Source organism: Nostoc sp. (assembly GCF_036917355.1).
GTDB lineage: Bacteria > Cyanobacteriota > Cyanobacteriia > Cyanobacteriales > Nostocaceae > Nostoc.
Genome location: NZ_JBALDP010000026.1, coordinates 202,081 through 220,518 on the forward strand (window position 1 = coordinate 202,081; position 18,438 = coordinate 220,518).

Here is an 18,438-nt window from a genome sequence, read left to right on the forward strand (position 1 = left end):
TAACTTTAAGTATTTATGTTAGACAATGTTTCGCTATTGCTGAAAGCTTGTGAAAACTTAAACATCAGCTATGAAATTCTTCATCCTTCGGAAAACTTAATCAAAATAAAATTGAATAGTAAACAGCATTATTTTTGCAACTATAGCACTCCCTTACTTAATCAAGCAGTAGCACACCTGCTCAAAGACAAAGAATATACTTATCATGTTTTAAATAAAAAAGTTAAACTTCCTCGGACAGTGGGTTTTCTTTCCCCTTTTTGTGACACCAAATATAAGATTTACTTAAAATTTCCAACTATTCAAGATATCGTATTAGAAATAAAAGAAAACTTTGAAACACCAGTAATTATTAAAAGAAACTCTGGTGCGAGCGGACATAATGTCTTTTTATGTGAGAATATAAATGAAATTGAAACTGCTTTAAAAGAAATTTTTAACATAAATAATAAGTATGATTACGTCGCTCTTGCTCAAGAATTTATTCATATCAAATCTGAATATAGAGCCGTTTTCTTAAATAAAGAGTTAGTTTTGCTCTATGAAAAAGATATAACTGATGCCAAATTTGTCGGTAATCTCAGCCCTTTACACTGGGATGGTGCGAAAGCTAAGTATATCAACGAGCCACAAATACTGTCAGAGATTGCTAATTTTGCTCAACCAGTTTTTGAAGAGTTAGACCTTGATTATGGTGGTTTTGATATTGTATTAGATCGAGATAATCAATATTGGTTAATTGAAATCAACTCTCACCCGAATTTTGGCATTTTTATTAGAGACAATGGAGAGGAGCATGTGTTGAAAATTTTTGAGAAAATGCTCGTTAGCCTAGCCTCAAATTGAAGAAATAAAAAAGAGGGGTAAAGGTTAAAGGTTAAAGGGGAAAGGGGAAAGGGTAAAGGTATGAATTAGGTTGCTCACAAAGGACAAGATTTTTACCAAACTTTCTTCATAAGGATTATTTCGCCCACAATTACACTCGCTTTTTACCCTTCCCCTTCCCCTTTACCCCTTCCCCTTTACCCCTTCCCCTTTTTCATAAATCATCGCGTCTCTTGCTTAACTCCTAACTCACCACTCTCATTGCCTGAGTTGGTATCCATACAGTAAAAATCGAGCCGATACTTACAGTTGATTCTACTTCAATTCGACCTCGATGGAGTTCCACGAGTTGTTTAGTTAAAGCTAGTCCAAGTCCAGTGCCTTCGTAGCGGCGGCGATAGGGTGTATCGAGTTGCTGAAATTTCTCAAACAGTAATGGTAATTGTTCTTCAGGAATGCCAATCCCGGTATCTTCCACTTGAAAAATAGCGGTATTATCTTCTACCCAAAGACGTAAGGTAACGCTACCACTTTCAGGGGTAAATTTAATCGCGTTAGTTAATAGATTCCAAAGAATTTGTTCTACTCGTTCGGCATCGGCGGTAAAGCGATCGCGCCTGGGATCGATTTGCAAATCAAGTATAAGATTAATATGTTCGCTTGTTGCTTTTTTTCGCAGTGACTTCACAGCATTTTCGGCAACATTCACCAAAGAAAATTCCGAAATATTTAAAGCTGTCTTACCAGCCTCGATTTGCGATAAATCGAGGATATCATTAATCATTTCTAATAAATGTTCTCCACTGTCGTGGATTGTTTGCAGATAACCCCGTTGTCGTTGACTCAATTCGCCCAAAGGCCAGCGTAATAATGTCGAAGACATCCCAATTACATAAGTTAAAGGCGTAAGCAATTCATGACTGATAGTAGCGAGAAACTCACTTCTGAGACGGTTAGCAACTTCGGCGGCGAGGAGAGCATCACGCAGCGCCATTGTGCGCTCAATAACTCGTTGTTCGAGAGTTTGTTTTTCTTGGGTGAGGGTTTGCATTAACTCAGCTTGGTGAATCGCGATCGCTAATTGTTCTGCGATCGCAACTAGCAAGGTTTTTTCGCTATCATTCCACTGGTGAGGTTCATCGCACTGATGAGCAATCAGCAATCCCCACAGTTTGTCCTCAAACATAATCGGTGCAGCCAACTTAGCCCTAACTTGGCATTCCCTTAAAAAATTCAGCAAACACTCTTCCAGAGCATAAGTTTTTTCGACATCATCCACAGCTAAGGTAAAACCTTGCCGATACTTCTCCCAACACTGAGAGGTTCGGACAAAGCAATTTTTTTCCGTGTAATTCAATACTGATGTAATCGCATCTGTAGCACGAGCTTCATAGACAATATAACCTCCATACTGTTGGTAATCTTCTAATAATGTTTGATTATTAACTGATACAGAAGGCGAGTGTTCACCCTGGTTCTCATGTATAGAAAAATAGATTTCGGCAGGTTCACAAATTGATAGTTCCATACCTGTTGTCACTGCCGTTTCATTGAAGGGAATAGTGTCAGACTGGTATGTTTGAGTATTTACTTGAGAAGCTGCAAATTTATAAATTACTAATCTGTCTAATTTTAGAAACTCACGCACCTGTGTAATTGCCGTTGCCATAATGACAGGCAAATCCAGGCTTTTGCGGATCTGTGTTGTTACCTGATTTAACAACCGCTCTTGGGAAATCTGTTTTTTTAAAGCATCTTCCACCGGCTGACAGATATAAACTGCTGGCCCAATTGGGCTTGGAGATGCTATTATTTCTTGGTTTGGCTGAGTTAGAAGATATTCTAATAACAACAGCGTGAATTGACTTTGGAGTGTGGCGTCATTAGGTTTAATAATTTGCTGATAGCGTTCGAGATTTTGGTGAGTATAAGAATCGCACTCAAACAAGTCTTTCAATTCGTAGACAAAAGAAGCGATCGCCTCCAAATTAAACGTCAACTGAGCGTTGAGTGCCGAGTAAATTCCCTGCTCCCCTGCTCCCCTGCCCCTCTGCTCCCCTGCCCCTCTGCTCCCCCGGTTACTGAGCGAAGTCGAAGTATGCCCCTCCTCAAAGGTTCCTACCAAAAGCGCACTAAACTGCTCAGAAACCACTAGCGTAAACCTTTGCCTTTGCCACTCCACAGGTATACCAATTCGTACTAACACAGCTTCTGTCAACACCAGAGTGGCACTTCCCACCGTTTGAGCCATCTGTTCTAACAATTCCCCAAGCTGATTAAATACAACAATAGGCAAGGTTCGAGAAAAGCTCAAATCAGCATAACTAAGCATTTTCAGTCGTTTTGGTAAGAGAGGGCTGAATCCAGGGAAAAAAGTTTGTTTTGATTATGTACTAACCAACAACTTAAAACGGTAACACAGGATTATGCATCGTATAAGTAGCACATCGGGTGGATGGAATCAGTCAGAAGGTATAATTTTTGTAGAACAAACTCCCGCGCCTTTCGTCTTGATTACGGCTGCTGATACTGACATTCAAACCTTGGCAGCTGCGGTAACAAAATTACCCACAAGCTTTCCTGCATTAAGAGTCGCCAACCTGTTACAGTTGCAGCAACAATTAAGTATAGATACTTATGGAGAGCAAGTTTTAGAACATGCCCAAGTAATTATTTTGCGCCTATTAGGAGGACGCTCTTACTGGGGTTATGGATTAGAAGTAGTGCAAGAAATTGTGCAACGAAATGGTAGAACCCTCATTGTAATGCCAGGGGATGACGCTTTCGATCCCGATTTAATTTCCCAGTCTACCGTGCCCTTGAGTATTGTTAACCAGGTATGGCAGTATTTTAGCGAAGGCGGCGTGGAAAATTTCGTTAATGCTCTGCAATTTATATCCGATAGTTGCTTATTAACTGCATATAATCCTCCACCACCTCAGCCGATTCCGCGCGTGGGATTGTATGAGTGGGGAGTGGAGAGGCAAGGGGGCAGGGGAGCAGAGGGGCAGGGGGGCAGGGGAGAGTTAGAACTCCGTTCATCCACCTTTGAACTGGATGAATCCACCTCAGAACTCCGTTCATCCACCTTTGAACTGGATGAATCCACCTCAGAACTCCGTTCATCCACCTTTGAACTGGATGAATCCACCTCAGAACTCCGTTCATTCACCTTTGAACCGGATGAATCCACCTCAGAACTCCGTTCATCCACCTTTGAACTGGATGAATCCATATCAGAACTCCGTTCATCCACCTTTGAACTGGATGAATCCACCTCAGAACTCCGTTTATCCATCTTTGAACCTCAAATTTCCCAATCCCCAATCCCCAAAATCGGCATCCTTTTCTACCGCGCTCATTATTTAGCGGGAAATACTAAAGTAATTGATGCTTTATGCGAAGCTTTGGTACAGAAAAATTTACAACCAGTGCCAGTATTTGTTTCTTCATTGCGTGAACCAGATGTGCAAGTTGAGTTGAGTGAATTTTTCCAACCTAAAGAAGCCGAATCAATCGCTGTACTGCTAAATACCACCAGTTTTTCTCTAGCACGCTTGGAAAGCGAAACACCCCAAACCGAACTTTGGCAAAAATTAGATGTGCCTGTGTTGCAGGTAATCCTCAGTGGCGGATCGATTGAGCAGTGGGAGTCACAGTTTCAAGGGCTTTCTCCCCGCGATATTGGGATGAATGTGGCGCTACCAGAAGTAGATGGGCGGATTATTACTCGTGCTGTGTCTTTTAAAGCCTTGCAAACTCGTAATCCTCATTTAGAGACAGATGTGGTAATTTATGAACCAGTGAGCGATCGCATCGAGTTCGTTGCTAAACTAGCAGCAAATTGGGCGCGTCTCCGTTCCAAACCACCCCAAGAACGGCGAATTGCCCTGATTCTGGCAAACTACCCCAACCGCAATGGCCGCCTCGCCAATGGTGTGGGACTCGACACCCCAGCGAGTTGTGTAGAAATCCTGCAAGCTTTACATCAAGCTGGGTATGAAGTAGAAAATCCACCTGCTCAAGGAGACGAGTTGATTCAACGGCTGACAGATGGCGTAACCAACGATCCAGAAGGTAGAGAATCGCTTCCGGTACACCAAAGTGTTTCTTGGGAAGAATATCAAGAATATTTCGCTTCATTACCGCCAGCAGTGCAGCAAGGTATTAGTGAACGGTGGGGAGTAGGAGAACAGGTGAGCAATCAAGAATTCTTCTCCTCTGCCCCCCTGCCCCCCTGCCCCTCTGCCTCTTTCCCCGTTCCCGGAATTAAACTCGGCAACATTTTCGTGGGAATTCAGCCAGCAAGAGGTTATGATAATGACCCCAGTTTGAATTATCATGCGCCGGATTTAGAACCAACCCATGCTTATTTAGCTTTCTACTATTGGGTTAGAGAAACTTTTGGCGCTGATGCTGTAGTTCATGTAGGGAAACACGGAAATCTAGAATGGCTACCGGGTAAAAGTGTGGCTTTATCGAGTAATTGTTATCCAGAAGTAGCCTTCGGCGCACTTCCCCACCTGTACCCGTTCATTGTCAACGATCCTGGTGAAGGTTCCCAAGCCAAACGTCGCGCTCAAGCGGTGATTATAGATCACCTAACGCCGCCGATGACTCGCGCGGAACTCTACGGTTCTTTGCAACAGTTAGAAAATTTAATTGATGAGTATTATGAAGCCGACAGTTTAGATCCTTCGCGTTTGCCAGTAATTCGCGATCGCATCCACGAACTGGTGATCAAAGAAAATCTCCATTTAGATTTAGGAATCCAAAATGAAACAGAAATTTTTAAGTCTGAATCTCTGGTTTTGAATTCTATCGGTGGCTATCTTTGTGAATTAAAAGAAGCCCAAATCCGCGATGGCTTGCATATTTTTGGGCAATGTCCCCAAGGAAGGCAGCTGCGGGATTTAATAGTAGCGATCGCTCGCATCCCCAATCGCCATTCTCCAGGTATTACCCGTGCGATCGCTCAAGATTGGGGGCTAGACTTCGACCCCCTCACAGCCGATTTGTCAATGCCTAGCGGTGAATATTCAGTAGTCAATGGCAAAGAATGCCGTACCCTCGGTGATATCGTCGAAGTCCTAGAAGAACACGCCGCCCTTCTAGTAGAACAACTCATAACTCCTAACTCCTCACTCCTAACTCCTAACTCCCCACTCAGCACTACCCTTAACTGGATACGCGATCGCCTCCTTCCCGCCTTACAAAAAACCCACGAAGAAATCACCCATTTATTACACGGACTCGATGGCGGATATGTCCCCAGCGCTCCATCTGGCGCACCCACGCGCGGCCGCCCAGAAGTTCTACCAACAGGGAAAAACTTTTATTCTGTAGATATTCGCGCCATTCCCACAGAGACAGCTTGGGATATCGGTAGAAAAGCTGCTGAAACCCTCGTAGAATATTACACTCAAGAGCATGGCGAGTATCCCAAAACACTAGGCTTATCAATGTGGGGAACAGCCACCATGAGAACAGGCGGTGATGATATTGCCGAAGCCTTGGCTCTACTTGGAGTTCAACCTGTATGGGATGGTGCAGCACGGCGAGTAGTAGATTTTGAAATTTTGCCCTTAGCAATTTTGGGGCGTCCCCGTGTAGATGTCACCTTGCGAATTTCAGGATTCTTCCGCGATGCTTTTCCCAACTTAATTGACTTATTCGATCAAGCAGTATCAGCAGTAGCAGATTTGGATGAACCGCCAGAACAAAATCCCCTAGCGGATGCAGTTCGCCAAGAAACGGATTTATGGACAAGCCAAGGATTAACTTTAGAAGAAGCCGTGGTGCGATCGCGCTATCGCATCTTTGGTTCTCGTCCAGGTGCTTACGGCGCAGGACTCCAAGGTTTAATCGAATCGCAAAACTGGACAGATGACGAAGATTTAGCCCGCGCTTACATTAACTGGAGTTCTTACGCTTATTCTTCGGGAAACTTGGCAGGGGAGCAGAGGGGCAGGGGAGCAGAGGGGCAGGGGAGCAGGGGAGCAGGGGAGCAGGGGAGCAGAGGGGGAGAAATTCTTCCTAATTTCCAAGGCCCAATCCCTACTCCTAACTCCTCACTCCTAACTCCTAACTCCCCACTCCCCTCTCCCGAAGCCTTCGAGCAACGCTTGTCTCAAATGCAAATAGTCCTGCACAATCAAGACAACCGCGAACACGATCTACTCGATTCTGATGATTATTACCAATTTCAGGGTGGCTTAACAGCGGCGGTGCGTTCTCTACAGGGAAAAAATCCTCAAACTTATTTTGGAGATAATTCCATACCCGCACAACCACGCGTTCGTCAACTGAAAGAAGAAATTGCACGAGTGTATCGTTCTCGCGTAGTTAATCCGAAATGGATTGCAGGAGTAATGCGCCACGGATACAAGGGAGCCTTTGAAATGGCGGCGACGGTAGATTATCTATTCGCCTACGATGCAACCGCAAAATGTGCTGAAGATTACATGTATCAAGGCATAGTAGATGCTTATTTACTCGATCCAGTTGTTGTAGAATTTATTCAGCAAAACAACCCTTACGCACTGCGTGATATTGCTGAAAAATTATTAGAAGCACACAAGCGCAATTTATGGGAGGATGTAAATATAGGAACATTAGAAGCTTTGAGGAACCTAGTACATCAAGCTGAAGCAGTTATCGAAGAAAAATCAATGGTGTAGGAAACAAATATGGAAAATCTTGCGTATTTGCACCTAGCTTTCGCCTACGAAGACAGCACACCCAGTGAATTGGTCTCCCTCAGTTCCTTGTTTAAGGACGCAGCTGCACCAGACTGGAAAAGGCTTTCGGGTAGGGCTTGGAAGTATATGTTGCCCCTTGCTCTGTCTTTATCTATTCTTGGCGCTGTTAGCAGCGTCATGGCACTAGAAAAAGGCGATCGAGGCCCTTCTGTCAGAAATCTACAACAAAATTTGAAAACAGCAGGTTTTTACCAATCTTCTGTTACCCAAGTATATGACGCACCCACACAAGAAGCTGTACGGCGCTTCCAAAAGGCCGCTGGCTTACCAGTGGACGGCATTGTTGGAACAAGCACCCTGCAAAAATTAGAAAGTTGGCAAGCGAAAAAGCCCACAACTAGGGCTACACAAGCTCAAAGAACCGCTGCTGTAGGCGCACAAGCCAAAAAGTCTAGCACTACTAGTTCAGCAACTAGCCAGCGCCGCAATTCCAACTATCTTGCTAAGGGGGATGAAGGTGAAGATGTCAGAGCTTTGCAAGAACGGTTAAGAGTCGCAGGCTTTTATTACGGAAACGCCACAGGTATATTTGGCCCAATTACCGAAGAAGCTGTCAAGCGGTTCCAAGATTCTTACAAACTAAGCGTTGATGGAATTGCTGGCCCAGCAACATTGAATAAATTGCCCGGAGTTGGCATCGGTGATGGAGAAGAGGCTCCTAAAAAGGTAGTCAATCGAGACAAACTTCGTGTAGGCGATCGCGGTGAGCCAGTTAGAATTGTTCAAGAACAATTGATCCAGGCAGGATATTTAGAGGGAGAGCCAAATGGCTACTATGGCCCATATACTGCCGATGCTGTACGCCGATTTCAGGCAGCTAACTTCTTGAAAGCAAGTGGTGTTGCTGGCCCAACTACGCGAGCTAAGTTATATAGCTCAGTTAATACTGCTAGCAAAAGCGAATTTAATACCTTAGAAATTCAAACCCGACTACGGGAGCGGGGTTTTTATAAAGGCAAGCTGAATGGTGTGATGGCAGATGACACCAAAAAAGCGATTAAACAAGCCCAAGAATTCTACGGCATTAGCCTCAAGGATCTTAAGAGCGGACGCTTTTAACATCCGCTTTGGTGTCGTTAGTATCAGTTCCCAACTAGTTGCTTGCCTCCAGTAACAGCAAATTACGAACTGCTCAGATTCCATTTATTTGGTTAATTTGAGTAGTTTCGTCTTATTTATCCAAGTACTAAAGCGGCATCAGCGCGCGTTGGCACTTGGGGCACACTGCATGGATGGTCATTTGACAATCTAAGAGGTGAAAACCTTCTTTTTGAGCGGTTTTTGACCCAATTTTTAAAATTGAATCATTTTTAAACTCAATAGTTGAGTTGCATCGAACACAAATTAAGTGATGGTGATGGTGCGGATAGGGCTGGTTGATCTCATAATGCTTATGTCCCTCGCCCAATTCTAGCTCCCGTAAAATTCCCATCCTTGCCATCAACTTCAAAGTCCGATAAATAGTTGACAGACTGATCCCTTCACCATCAGTTTCGAGCCGATGATAAAGATCCTCTGCACTTAGATGTTCACCTTGCGGAAGTTCTTGAAAAATGTGTAAAATTGTTTCGCGCTGGGGAGTTAATCGCCAGCCTCGTTCATTCAGTTCTGCCTTGAGTGAAGTAGTTGTGTAGACAGTCATACTAATAGTTCTCAACAAAGCTTGTTAGTTGAGAATATAACAAATCTTGGGAGCAATTTGCAACAATCATTGCCTATTGAGAATTCTTACTAAATATTTAAGAACAATTCATCAAATTTTGAGCAAAATTCAAGTAATAAGCTGTAGTGCATTTAATTTGCATACAGCTAATAGTTAGGATACTTGTAACGATTGCATCCCTTGACGTTGAATTTTCCCTAAGTTAAATTTGAATTGTTTAGTTGCTCCCCACTTTCAAGATATCTGAGCAAAGATTGGGGAAAACTTTTATACAGCTTAATGCTAATTATTTGCTCTAAGCCTAAAAAAGGCTTTCGACCTGGGAATAAAATCACCCTTTTGTCCCTAGTCATTTGTCAAGTGTAGTTTTCTAATGACAAATGACTAATGACAAATGACTAACTTAGAGATTCTAAATAGTCGCGGATGAGGTTGCGGCGCTTGGGTTGACGTAGCTTTTGCAAAGCCTTGGATTCAATTTGGCGGACTCGTTCGCGCGACAAGTCAAGAGCGCGGCCAATTTCTGCTAAAGAATAAGGATGACCATCTGCCAAACCAAACCGCATCAGAATTACATCGCGTTCCCGGCTAGTCAAATCTGACAGCAGATGATGCAAATCTCTTTGTAAAGATTCTCGCATTAACATCTCTTCTGGAGTTACACTGTCGGTTTCGAGTAATTCGCCTAACTCAGTGTCTTTATCTTTGCCTACCTTGGTTTCCAAAGAAACGGAGCGAGGAACCCGCAACAAAACTTCTCTTACTTGGGTTGGTGTCATCTCTAACTCAGTTGCTAAATCCTCTAAAGTCGGAGTGCGACCTTTTTCTTGAGCAATTTTGCGTTGAGCCTTTTTAATTTTGTTTAACTTTTCGGTGATGTGAACCGGTAGGCGAATCGTGCGACTAGAAGTAGCGATCGCCCGTGTAATACCCTGACGAATCCACCAGTAAGCATAAGTACTGAAGCGATAACCCTTAGTTGGGTCAAATTTTTCTACAGCCCGCTCCAAACCTAATGTACCTTCTTGGACTAAATCCAACAATTCCAAACCACGATTTTGATACTTCTTAGCAACAGACACAACTAAGCGAAGATTCGCCTTAATCATGTGTTCTTTTGCTTGGAGTCCTTGGGACTGAACTTGCTCCAACTCTTCTACAGTTAACTTGGCAATTTCTGCCCAGCGACGTTTACCATTTGCCAAAGTTGGCCTAAGATCGGATAAAACTATATCAGCAGTAGCAGCCCATCTTTCCAAAGACGGCCGATGTCCTAGTTCCGAGGTTAGACGTTCTTGAACTTCAACTAACCGAAGATAAGGCGTAATCACTTCATCCCCTTCCTTGGCGGCCTTAGCAAGTACTATCCGCATCCGCAAGTAGCGTTGGACTTTTTGAGCTTCTGAAACCTCTTCATCGCGCCCCAACAAGCGAACCCGACCAATTTCTTGAAGATATAGACGTACTAGGTCTGTACTGCGACGGTTGGTGCTAGCAGCAAAGTTAGCATTGTCAACAGAAGCCAGTTCTAGCTCCTGTAGGTCATCTACCGATAACTCACTGTCATCAACCGTGAGATCCGAGTCCAAAGCCTGGCTAGACTTTTTGGTGTTGTAGGGGGCGTCTGCATAAAAAGATGTTGCTGGCATAAAGATCGTCTCAATGGCTCCAGGTAACAATAGATTTCGGTCAGCTTAGATTACGGTCAGCTATTCAACTGTTGCTATTGTTCCCGCGATTAACGATGAACTAACATGGTTGAACGTTCCCTTACAATTTTTTTAGAAATTAACTGTAAGGGTTTTATTGGATACAGGATTACTGAACTTAATCGGCTGCTAAACTTTTGATTAAACCAATAGCTATTTAAATCCACAGCTAGGCTTTCAATATTTCAACTACTTAGTTAATATTTCAACCTTGATGGTTTTTTGATAGTAACTTTTGTAACACAGTATAAACATCCTTTAGTGAATGTCATCTTTATAATTGGCATAGTCACATTTACATGGCTGCAAAAGTAATATCCTGACGATTTAGCAATTTTTTCTCAGGATTATTCAGGTATAAGTAGAACTAATAGATATCGGGGAAGTGATTAGCATTAACAGCAAAAATTCTCTCGACACGGAGATAGAAGATGCAGATAAGTTATCAAACACCCTCTCCGTGTATCTGCAATACTTTTCGGTTAAGGGGGAAAGGGGAAAGGGAAAAGGTTTGAATTTACCTTTACCCGCAAACCCATTAACCTTTCCCCCAGACCAAAAAAGAGATTGTTGGGTTTATCCAAAAAGTATTGCGTGTACCTGCGTCGTCTTGTATGTCAGTCTTAAAGTGCCAATTTCAACTTGACAGACTACTACAGCAAAGTGCTGAGTGCTGAGTAACCAGTTGTTTCAAAACTTTGAGCAATCAACACTGTTTTAACCTATGTGACTACAGCTATAACTAGTAGTTGTACTCTGGCTTGATATCTCGCAACATCAGTTCATCAAGTGCTTGTCTGGGTGTGATTTCGCCTTGAAGTAACCGATAAACTTGCTCGGTAATTGGGACTGCGATGTTTTGTTGCTTGGCTCGTTGCATCAAAACTCGGCAAGTATTCACTCCTTCAGCTGTTCCTTGTAAATTTGCGAGAGTTTCTATAAGTGACTTACCACCAGCTAGCTGATAGCCGACTTGGTAATTGCGACTTAAGGGACTATTGCACGTTGCTAACAGATCCCCTAGACCCGATAAACCATAAAATGTTTCCGTCTTCGCACCCCAGTTGTTGCCGATGCGAACCATTTCTGTAAGTCCACGGGTGACTAAAGCAGCTTTGGCATTAGTTCCCAGTTGTAAACCATCGCACACACCAGCTGCGATCGCAATCACATTTTTCAGTGTTCCCCCCAGTTCTACCCCCAAGGGGTCAGGATTCGTATATACCCGGAAACGATGAGAAGAAAATACTAACTGCACTACTTCCGCAGCCGTGGGGATGTTACTGGCTACCACCGTAGCTGCTGGTAATTCCATTTGAATTTCTTTTGATAAATTAGGCCCAGATAAAACAACTACTGGATGGTTAGGGAATATTGTTTGCCAAATTTGTGACGGCGTACAGGTAGTTTGAGGATCTAAGCCTTTCGTCGCCGTCACAAAAATTGTCTCTGGAGAAAGGGGGAAAGACTGGACTTGGGAAGCAACATCTCTCACACCAATCATTGAGATAGCAGACAGGACTATTTGGACATCTTTTAAAACTACTTGAAGACTTTGGGAACCTTGACGCGACCACACGCGCACTTGATGACCATTTGCAGCGGCGAGATTTGCTAGAGATGCACCCCAAGCACCTGCACCCAGAATTGCAACGGAAAGTTTTGTGTTGGAGTACATCTGCTCACTCATAATTCCTAATTTCTAACTCCTAACTTTTGAGCGTGGGTAACGTTCCATCAATTCCCTGACTTGTTCAGCATGATATGAACTTCTTGTCAATGGTGAAGAAACAACTTGTAAAAATCCGATTTCTTCACCGAATGCCTTCCAGTCAGCAAATTGTTCTGGATTGACAAATTCGTTTACCTGCAAGTGTTTTTGACTGGGTTGGAGATATTGCCCAATGGTCAAAATGTCGCAATCGACAGTTCGCAAGTCTTGCATAACTTGGCGAATTTCGGCATCAGTTTCACCGAGTCCAACCATGATGCCGGATTTAGTGTATGTGCTAGGAGAAAGTTGGCGAGTGCGCTGCAATAATTCTAATGTGCGATCGTAATTTCCTTGGGGACGCACCCGGCGATATAGGCGTGGAACAGTTTCGGTATTGTGGTTTAATACCTCTGGTGCAGCTTGTAGAATTAACTCCAGAGCGTTCCAATTACCGCATAAGTCAGGAATTAACACTTCAATTGTGGTGTTGGGTGAAACAGAGTTAACTGCATCAATACACGCCATAAACTGAGATGCACCACCATCAAGCAAGTCATCTCGGTTTACAGAAGTGATGACTACATGATTAAGGTTCAGGCGGCGAACAGCTTCCGCCAGTCGTGTATGTTCCGTGGGGTCTAGTGGTTTGGGTTTTTTCTCAAAATCAATATCGCAGTAGGGACAAGCGCGTGTACAAGCGGGACCCATAATCAAAAACGTGGCAGTCCCAGCGTTGAAGCATTCACCAATATTCGGACAGGACGCTTCCTCGCAAACTGTATTGAGGGCTAAATCCCGCAAAATATCTTTAACGTTACCGATGCGCTCAAGCTGAGGTGCTTTCACCCGCAACCAGTCTGGTTTTACAGTCACAATCCGCTTTTACCACTAGAGTTATACAAATTTAATCCTAGCAAGCAAAGCCTTTGATGAAGCGATCATCATATATAGATGTAATTCTGCTATTTGGCACAGGTTGTGATATTCTTGATTTATAATGCCATTGTTATGGCGGGATGTGGCGCAGCTTGGTAGCGCACTTCGTTCGGGACGAAGGGGCCGCTGGTTCGAATCCAGTCATCCCGATTGTACATTCGCAAATTATATGTCGCAATTCGCAAATTAATGTCGTTTTTTGCAAATTAGTGTCGCTTTGACTGTTTTTTAAAGTTAATTTAATTATACTGAGTTCTCGCAAATTAATGTCGCGATTGTGATGTGGTGGAGTTGATTCCACTACACTTGTAGAATATGCTAAAAAGTTCAGAATATTCCCGAACGAAGTGCGCCTTTCAACCCTCCTAATTGAAACAAATATCTCACCTAGTAACAACAAAAATTTCCTTTCAACCCATCCCTAGCCGGAATGGTGGTTGAAACCCAAGATTGGAGTTCAGCTAGGGCAGTATTTTTAAAACTTTCAACCCACCCCTAGCCGGAATGGTGGTTGAAACCAGTTGCCGTCGATTATCGCTGAATTGGAGGCGGCTTTCAACCCACCCCTAGCCGGAATGGTGGTTGAAACCCTTGCCGTCTAGACCCCTTGCAAATAAAGCTTTTCAGATACAAATTTGGCATATCCCTTAAAAAGCTTCTTTCGTCTCGCATCAAAAAACTAAATCAATTGGCAGATTAGTCTCTGAAATTAAGACATCACAAGGGTTTTAAAGTTTTGGCGGGACTCCAGGGATTTTGCCCCCGCTTTGACACGCCAAAAAATATTTGGAGGGTTCCCCCGACGAAGGGGGTGATTCAGTAGCCACCACTGTGGTAATCCACACCGTTATGAATAACGACTATGGCTAAAAGCCTTACTTCTTATTGCTGGGAGCGCACCTATCCTGTCTTGCGACAGCAGCATCAGAAGCGGGCAGCTACCAGGGTCAGAAAGCATGACGGTCTTCCAACCGCCAAACTAACCCAGATTTTTCACAGTACATTGGCTCAGAAGAGCATGAACTGCGGCGCTGTTATAAAAATATTATATTTTCTAGGTTCGGATTAGTGAATTAAATTTAAGCGGCTTGACGTTCTTGGTAAGCAAAGACGGCTAAATTTCCCGCTTTTTCTTGTGGACTACCTTTGATTGGCTGTGTACCAATTTCAGTAGAAATTCCGACTTTTGCAGCTTGGGATTTAATACTTTCAATTAATCGACCGTAACTCCAGCGATGAATGCTTATACGATATTCTTTGGCATATTTTTGTTGAGCCTCCTTGTAACCAGGACATTTCTTCTCTGCTCTGGATTGGATTTCGCTACTGATTTGCTCACGCATATCGCGGAGTTTTGGGATAACTATGCTGTCTGCTTGATAGGTTTTGGCGTTAGCGAAGCTCGCCGAAGGCATCGCAATAATTGCATCTGCTAATAATCTATCTATATATTGCCCTAACTCTGATTCACCAAAGGAGTTTGGCGCATTCTGTTTCTGAGCTTTGTGCCGTTCGTGAGATAGGCGTTGCTGTTGTTGTCGCTGACGATTGAGAAGATTGTAGTTTTCACCAAGTAGTTGTTTTACACTGCGATAAGCTAGAACTTCATTTTTAACAACATCTACCACCGCTACTGTGACTGGCTTTTTTAGACCAAAACTAACGCCAACTAGGATTGAGGGTTGACCTTGATAATTAGGCTTGCTGGGGCGAGGGAAAGGGTTATTAATTCGATCTAGCGTTGATTGCTGACGAGTGATAAAAGCTTGCTGTTTATCTTTGAGGTCAGCTTTCTGTTTTACCTTCGTTAAAGTTTTGGTAATTGTGGTGACTTTCTCTTCAACTACCTGTTGAATTCCTTCAGTAGTCCACATCCGAGTATCTAAAGAGCAGTAAAGATACAGCTGATTTACTTTCCATACTTTACCTTTTCCCTCACCTGGGAACCAAGCAAGCCTCCCTGAACGTAGAGTAAACAAACTGCTTGAATGTTGGTTTTTACTATTGCGTTTAATTTCTTGATCTTCTAGGAAGCGTTGGAAGTAGTGCAAATGACGCTTATCACAGTAAATCTCAAAGGTGAGTTTTCCCAAACCATTGAACCGAACAAAGAGACGACCTTTGTCATTTTTTAACCATGTCATATCTTCGTTAGATTCGTAAGCTACAGGAAAGGGGACATTAGCGGTTTTTCTTAAAAGTGATGCTTGCCAAGCTTTTGCCTCTTTTTCATTTTGAGCTACATTAGCTGTAACAATTTCTAAAGTTTCTAACCACTCTTCTCTTGTCAAATCTCTACCTTTCGGTATGCGACTTTGAAGTTGGTCTTTTAATCGCTCAATTTCTATTTCCTTTTTACGTCTACTTCTAGTAAATTCTTCTGGGTCTTCGTCAAGTTCACTGATTTTACACTTATTTTTGAGCAGATATGCGAGAGCGCAACGAGTAAGAGGGTCTTCTGTTTCTCCGTAAGTGTTTAAGAGAATTTGGAAAAGTGAAGATTTTTTGGACTTTGTAGATTTTTTAGTCTTTTTGCCCTTTTTCTGGTTGCTATTCTGCTCGGACTGGGTGGAAAGCGATCGCCTTTTACTTGTGTAAGTTTTAGCTAAGAACTTGGCTGTAATTGTTGAACAGCAGAGGCGATGTTTACGACGGCTACGCCTACGCATTTTTTTCTTAAAGCGATCGCTTTTTAAAATGCTGTGTGTTGCGTCAGCACAAGCGTAAATTGAATTTGCTCCCAAGAAACCCAGCAATTAAAATTTGGTTTTTGGAAAATTACCATGAACAGGATGTGGAACGGTTTGTGTTGTCAGCAAATCGCCTATCTTGTTCGTTAACCAAGAAAAAACAGGGTTGGCTACTATCCACAATTCCTAATTTTCTCCAGCCTGCACTGGGGGATAAGCCGCGCTTGCTCACCTTTACAACCCCTGCACCAGAAGGGGTGGAATATGTAGGACGGAATCACCCTTTGGTAGAAGGTTTAGCGCGTCACATTATTGAAGATGCACTCTCCAATAGTCAAGACCCCATAGCAGCGCGGTGTGGTTTTACTACGACGGATACTGTCACCAAGCGCACGACTTTGCTGTTATTGCGGCTACGGCATTTGTTAAACAGTCCCAAACACCAAAGTTTGCTGGCGGAGGAGTGTGCAGTAGTTGGATTTACTGGCCCTCCATCTAATCCCATCTGGCTGACACCGGAGGATGCAAAATCTTTGCTGGAACAAGCTAACCCTGTGGGTGATGCGCCTCTAGGCATCAAACAGGCGGAAATTGAAGACTTACTCAGCAAAATTACAGAGATTAAGTCTGATTTAGAACTATTTGCTAGAGAGCGATCGCATTCTCTTTCCCAATCACATCGACGAGTCAGAGCAATCACCCAAGAAGGACAGATTCAGGTTAAACCACAGCTACCAATGGATATTTTGGGGGTTTATATTCTCCAGCCTGGGAAAATTCGTAATACTTCTCTACGAGAGGCTGCGCCAACGACTTCGTGGTAGTTGAGCGTAGTCGAAACTCAGTACAAGTTCGTAATTTGTAATTTTTTAGACAATTTTTAATATTAGGTGCGTCAGAGATGAGTGTAGCAAGAATTACTTTAGCAGGCGTTCAGATTGAAGGGAATTTGCTAGCAGCAGATATTACTGCCGAATTGTTGACAGGTAATATCAAAGGGCAAGCACCAGAGGATTTTGGTTTTACGAAAACTGACAAGCTAGCAGATGAAATTGCGATCGCTTGGGGTGATGCTAAAGCTTATTGGGCAGCATTTCAACGGCAATTAGACAGGTTAGATGCAGATGATACCGCTACCAGCGTCACCTGCGAACTGTGGGTAGTTCCCTTACTACGAAGTCTCGGATATAACCCTGTTTACACTGCTAAAGCCGAAGTCGTGGAGGGACAAACTTATGCGATTTCTCATCGTGCGGAATTAGGCGAAAACAAACCACCTATCCACATTATTGGTTGTCGAATCAAGGTAGATCATCGTCCTCCCAGTGGCACACCCAGGTTATCAGCACACGCACTGGTGCAGGAGTATCTTAACAAGACCGAACATTTGTGGGCGATCGCAACTAACGGTTTTCGCTGGCGGTTACTGCGCGACTCTTCCTTGATGACTCGTCTTACCTACGTTGAATTTGACTTAGAACAGATTCTCAACGGTGAGAACTTTGCCGAATTTGGGCTATTTTATCGGTTGTTTCACCGTTCCCGCTTGCCTGAAGGTATGGATGATGCCGATAAGTGCTTGCTGGAATTTTACCACCAAGAAGCACTGCAACAGGGCGGACGGGTACGCGACAGACTCCGAGATGGGGTAGAAAAAGCACTAATACAGCTAGGCACTGGTTTTCTACAACATCCCAGTAATGAAAACTTGCGGCAGAAGCTTGCTGCTGGTACAGAATTAACAGATATTGGATATTATCGCCAACTGTTGCGGCTGATTTATCGTCTGCTGTTTTTGATGGTGGCAGAGTCTCGTAATTTATTAATTGGTGAGGATGTAGAGAAAGCGCGAATCTACCGAGAATATTACAGCATTGAGCGACTGCGAGAGTTAGCCGAGCGTCCCCATTGGCGGCGGGAAGGCTTTCAAGATTTATGGCAGGGTTTGCGGGTTACATTCTTGCTATTTGATGAAAATTGGCGGGGAAAATATTTAGGATTATCACCATCAAATGGCGATTTATTTGGTTCGTATACTCTACCAGCTTTATACCAATTTAATATGAAGCTGCATAGAATAAAGCTTCCAGGATAAAGTTGTAAGAAGAGACAGAAATTACCTGCTCAAATGTAAGTTGGT

At 43.3% G+C, this 18,438-nt stretch carries 11 protein-coding genes and 1 tRNA gene; 6 read left to right on the forward strand and 6 right to left on the reverse strand.

Translation table 11 applies throughout. From position 1 onward, the window contains the following. Nucleotides 1-15: 15 nt before the first annotated feature. Nucleotides 16-846, forward strand: a complete 831-nt coding sequence (locus V7K53_RS07925; protein ID WP_335197006.1) for an ATP-grasp domain-containing protein — start codon at nt 16-18, stop codon at nt 844-846. A 223-nt stretch (nt 847-1,069) separates the two neighbouring features. Here the strand turns inward: V7K53_RS07925 and V7K53_RS07930 are convergent, their stop codons facing one another. After that, entirely contained in the window at nt 1,070-3,157 is a 2,088-nt protein-coding gene (locus V7K53_RS07930) for a GAF domain-containing sensor histidine kinase (RefSeq protein ID WP_335197008.1), read from the reverse strand. 94 nt (nt 3,158-3,251) lie between these two features. Here V7K53_RS07930 and cobN point away from each other — a divergent pair, with 94 nt between their 5' ends. Together cobN and V7K53_RS07940 are read left to right on the forward strand one after the other, a co-directional pair. Then, entirely contained in the window at nt 3,252-7,505 is a 4,254-nt protein-coding gene (gene cobN, locus V7K53_RS07935) for a cobaltochelatase subunit CobN (protein WP_335197009.1), read from the forward strand. A 9-nt stretch (nt 7,506-7,514) separates the two neighbouring features. Beyond that, nucleotides 7,515-8,645, forward strand: a complete 1,131-nt coding sequence (locus V7K53_RS07940) for a peptidoglycan-binding domain-containing protein (protein ID WP_335197010.1) — start codon at nt 7,515-7,517, stop codon at nt 8,643-8,645. Between the two features lie 127 nt (nt 8,646-8,772). Here the strand turns inward: V7K53_RS07940 and V7K53_RS07945 are convergent, their stop codons facing one another. The 4 genes from V7K53_RS07945 to lipA all read right to left on the reverse strand — a co-directional run bounded on the left by V7K53_RS07945 (nt 8,773) and on the right by lipA (nt 13,545). Further along, a complete protein-coding gene (locus V7K53_RS07945; protein WP_012407750.1) occupies nt 8,773-9,228 on the reverse strand; it encodes a Fur family transcriptional regulator in 456 nt (151 codons plus the stop codon). Nucleotides 9,229-9,647: 419 nt separating this feature from the next. Continuing rightward, on the reverse strand, nt 9,648-10,898 hold the full coding sequence (gene sigC, locus V7K53_RS07950) for an RNA polymerase sigma factor SigC (RefSeq protein WP_335197011.1): 1,251 nt from the start codon (nt 10,896-10,898) through the stop codon (nt 9,648-9,650). A gap of 802 nt (nt 10,899-11,700) precedes the next feature. Then, a complete protein-coding gene (locus tag V7K53_RS07955; protein WP_335197025.1) occupies nt 11,701-12,636 on the reverse strand; it encodes an NAD(P)H-dependent glycerol-3-phosphate dehydrogenase in 936 nt (311 codons plus the stop codon). Nucleotides 12,637-12,660: 24 nt separating this feature from the next. After that, complete coding sequence (gene lipA / locus V7K53_RS07960) at nt 12,661-13,545, reverse strand: lipoyl synthase (protein ID WP_335197012.1); 885 nt, start codon at nt 13,543-13,545, stop codon at nt 12,661-12,663. 139 nt (nt 13,546-13,684) lie between these two features. Here lipA and V7K53_RS07965 point away from each other — a divergent pair. Next, a tRNA-Pro gene (locus tag V7K53_RS07965) sits at nt 13,685-13,758 on the forward strand. A 929-nt stretch (nt 13,759-14,687) separates the two neighbouring features. Here V7K53_RS07965 and cas12k read toward each other — a convergent pair. Next, nucleotides 14,688-16,352: a type V CRISPR-associated protein Cas12k gene (gene cas12k, locus V7K53_RS07970; RefSeq protein WP_335197013.1), complete on the reverse strand. Its 1,665-nt coding sequence runs from the start codon at nt 16,350-16,352 to the stop codon at nt 14,688-14,690. 26 nt (nt 16,353-16,378) lie between these two features. Between cas12k and V7K53_RS07975 the strand changes: the two genes are divergently transcribed. Together V7K53_RS07975 and V7K53_RS07980 are read left to right on the forward strand one after the other, a co-directional pair. After that, nucleotides 16,379-17,122 carry a hypothetical protein gene (locus V7K53_RS07975; protein WP_335197014.1) on the forward strand — a complete coding sequence of 248 codons (744 nt, stop codon included), beginning with the start codon at nt 16,379-16,381 and terminating at the stop codon, nt 17,120-17,122. 77 nt (nt 17,123-17,199) lie between these two features. Beyond that, on the forward strand, nt 17,200-18,393 hold the full coding sequence (locus V7K53_RS07980; protein WP_335197015.1) for a hypothetical protein: 1,194 nt from the start codon (nt 17,200-17,202) through the stop codon (nt 18,391-18,393). Nucleotides 18,394-18,438: the final 45 nt, after the last annotated feature.

What these genes read in the sequence shown, in the direction of transcription:
- V7K53_RS07925 (WP_335197006.1), top strand. Translation starts at nt 16, where the DNA reads ATGTTAGACAATGTTTCGCTATTGCTGAAAGCTTGTGAAAACTTAAAC.
- V7K53_RS07930 (WP_335197008.1), bottom strand. Translation starts at nt 3,157, where the DNA reads ATGCTTAGTTATGCTGATTTGAGCTTTTCTCGAACCTTGCCTATTGTT.
- cobN (WP_335197009.1), top strand. Translation starts at nt 3,252, where the DNA reads ATGCATCGTATAAGTAGCACATCGGGTGGATGGAATCAGTCAGAAGGT.
- V7K53_RS07940 (WP_335197010.1), top strand. Translation starts at nt 7,515, where the DNA reads ATGGAAAATCTTGCGTATTTGCACCTAGCTTTCGCCTACGAAGACAGC.
- V7K53_RS07945 (WP_012407750.1), bottom strand. Translation starts at nt 9,228, where the DNA reads ATGACTGTCTACACAACTACTTCACTCAAGGCAGAACTGAATGAACGA.
- sigC (WP_335197011.1), bottom strand. Translation starts at nt 10,898, where the DNA reads ATGCCAGCAACATCTTTTTATGCAGACGCCCCCTACAACACCAAAAAG.
- V7K53_RS07955 (WP_335197025.1), bottom strand. Translation starts at nt 12,636, where the DNA reads ATGTACTCCAACACAAAACTTTCCGTTGCAATTCTGGGTGCAGGTGCT.
- V7K53_RS07980 (WP_335197015.1), top strand. Translation starts at nt 17,200, where the DNA reads ATGAGTGTAGCAAGAATTACTTTAGCAGGCGTTCAGATTGAAGGGAAT.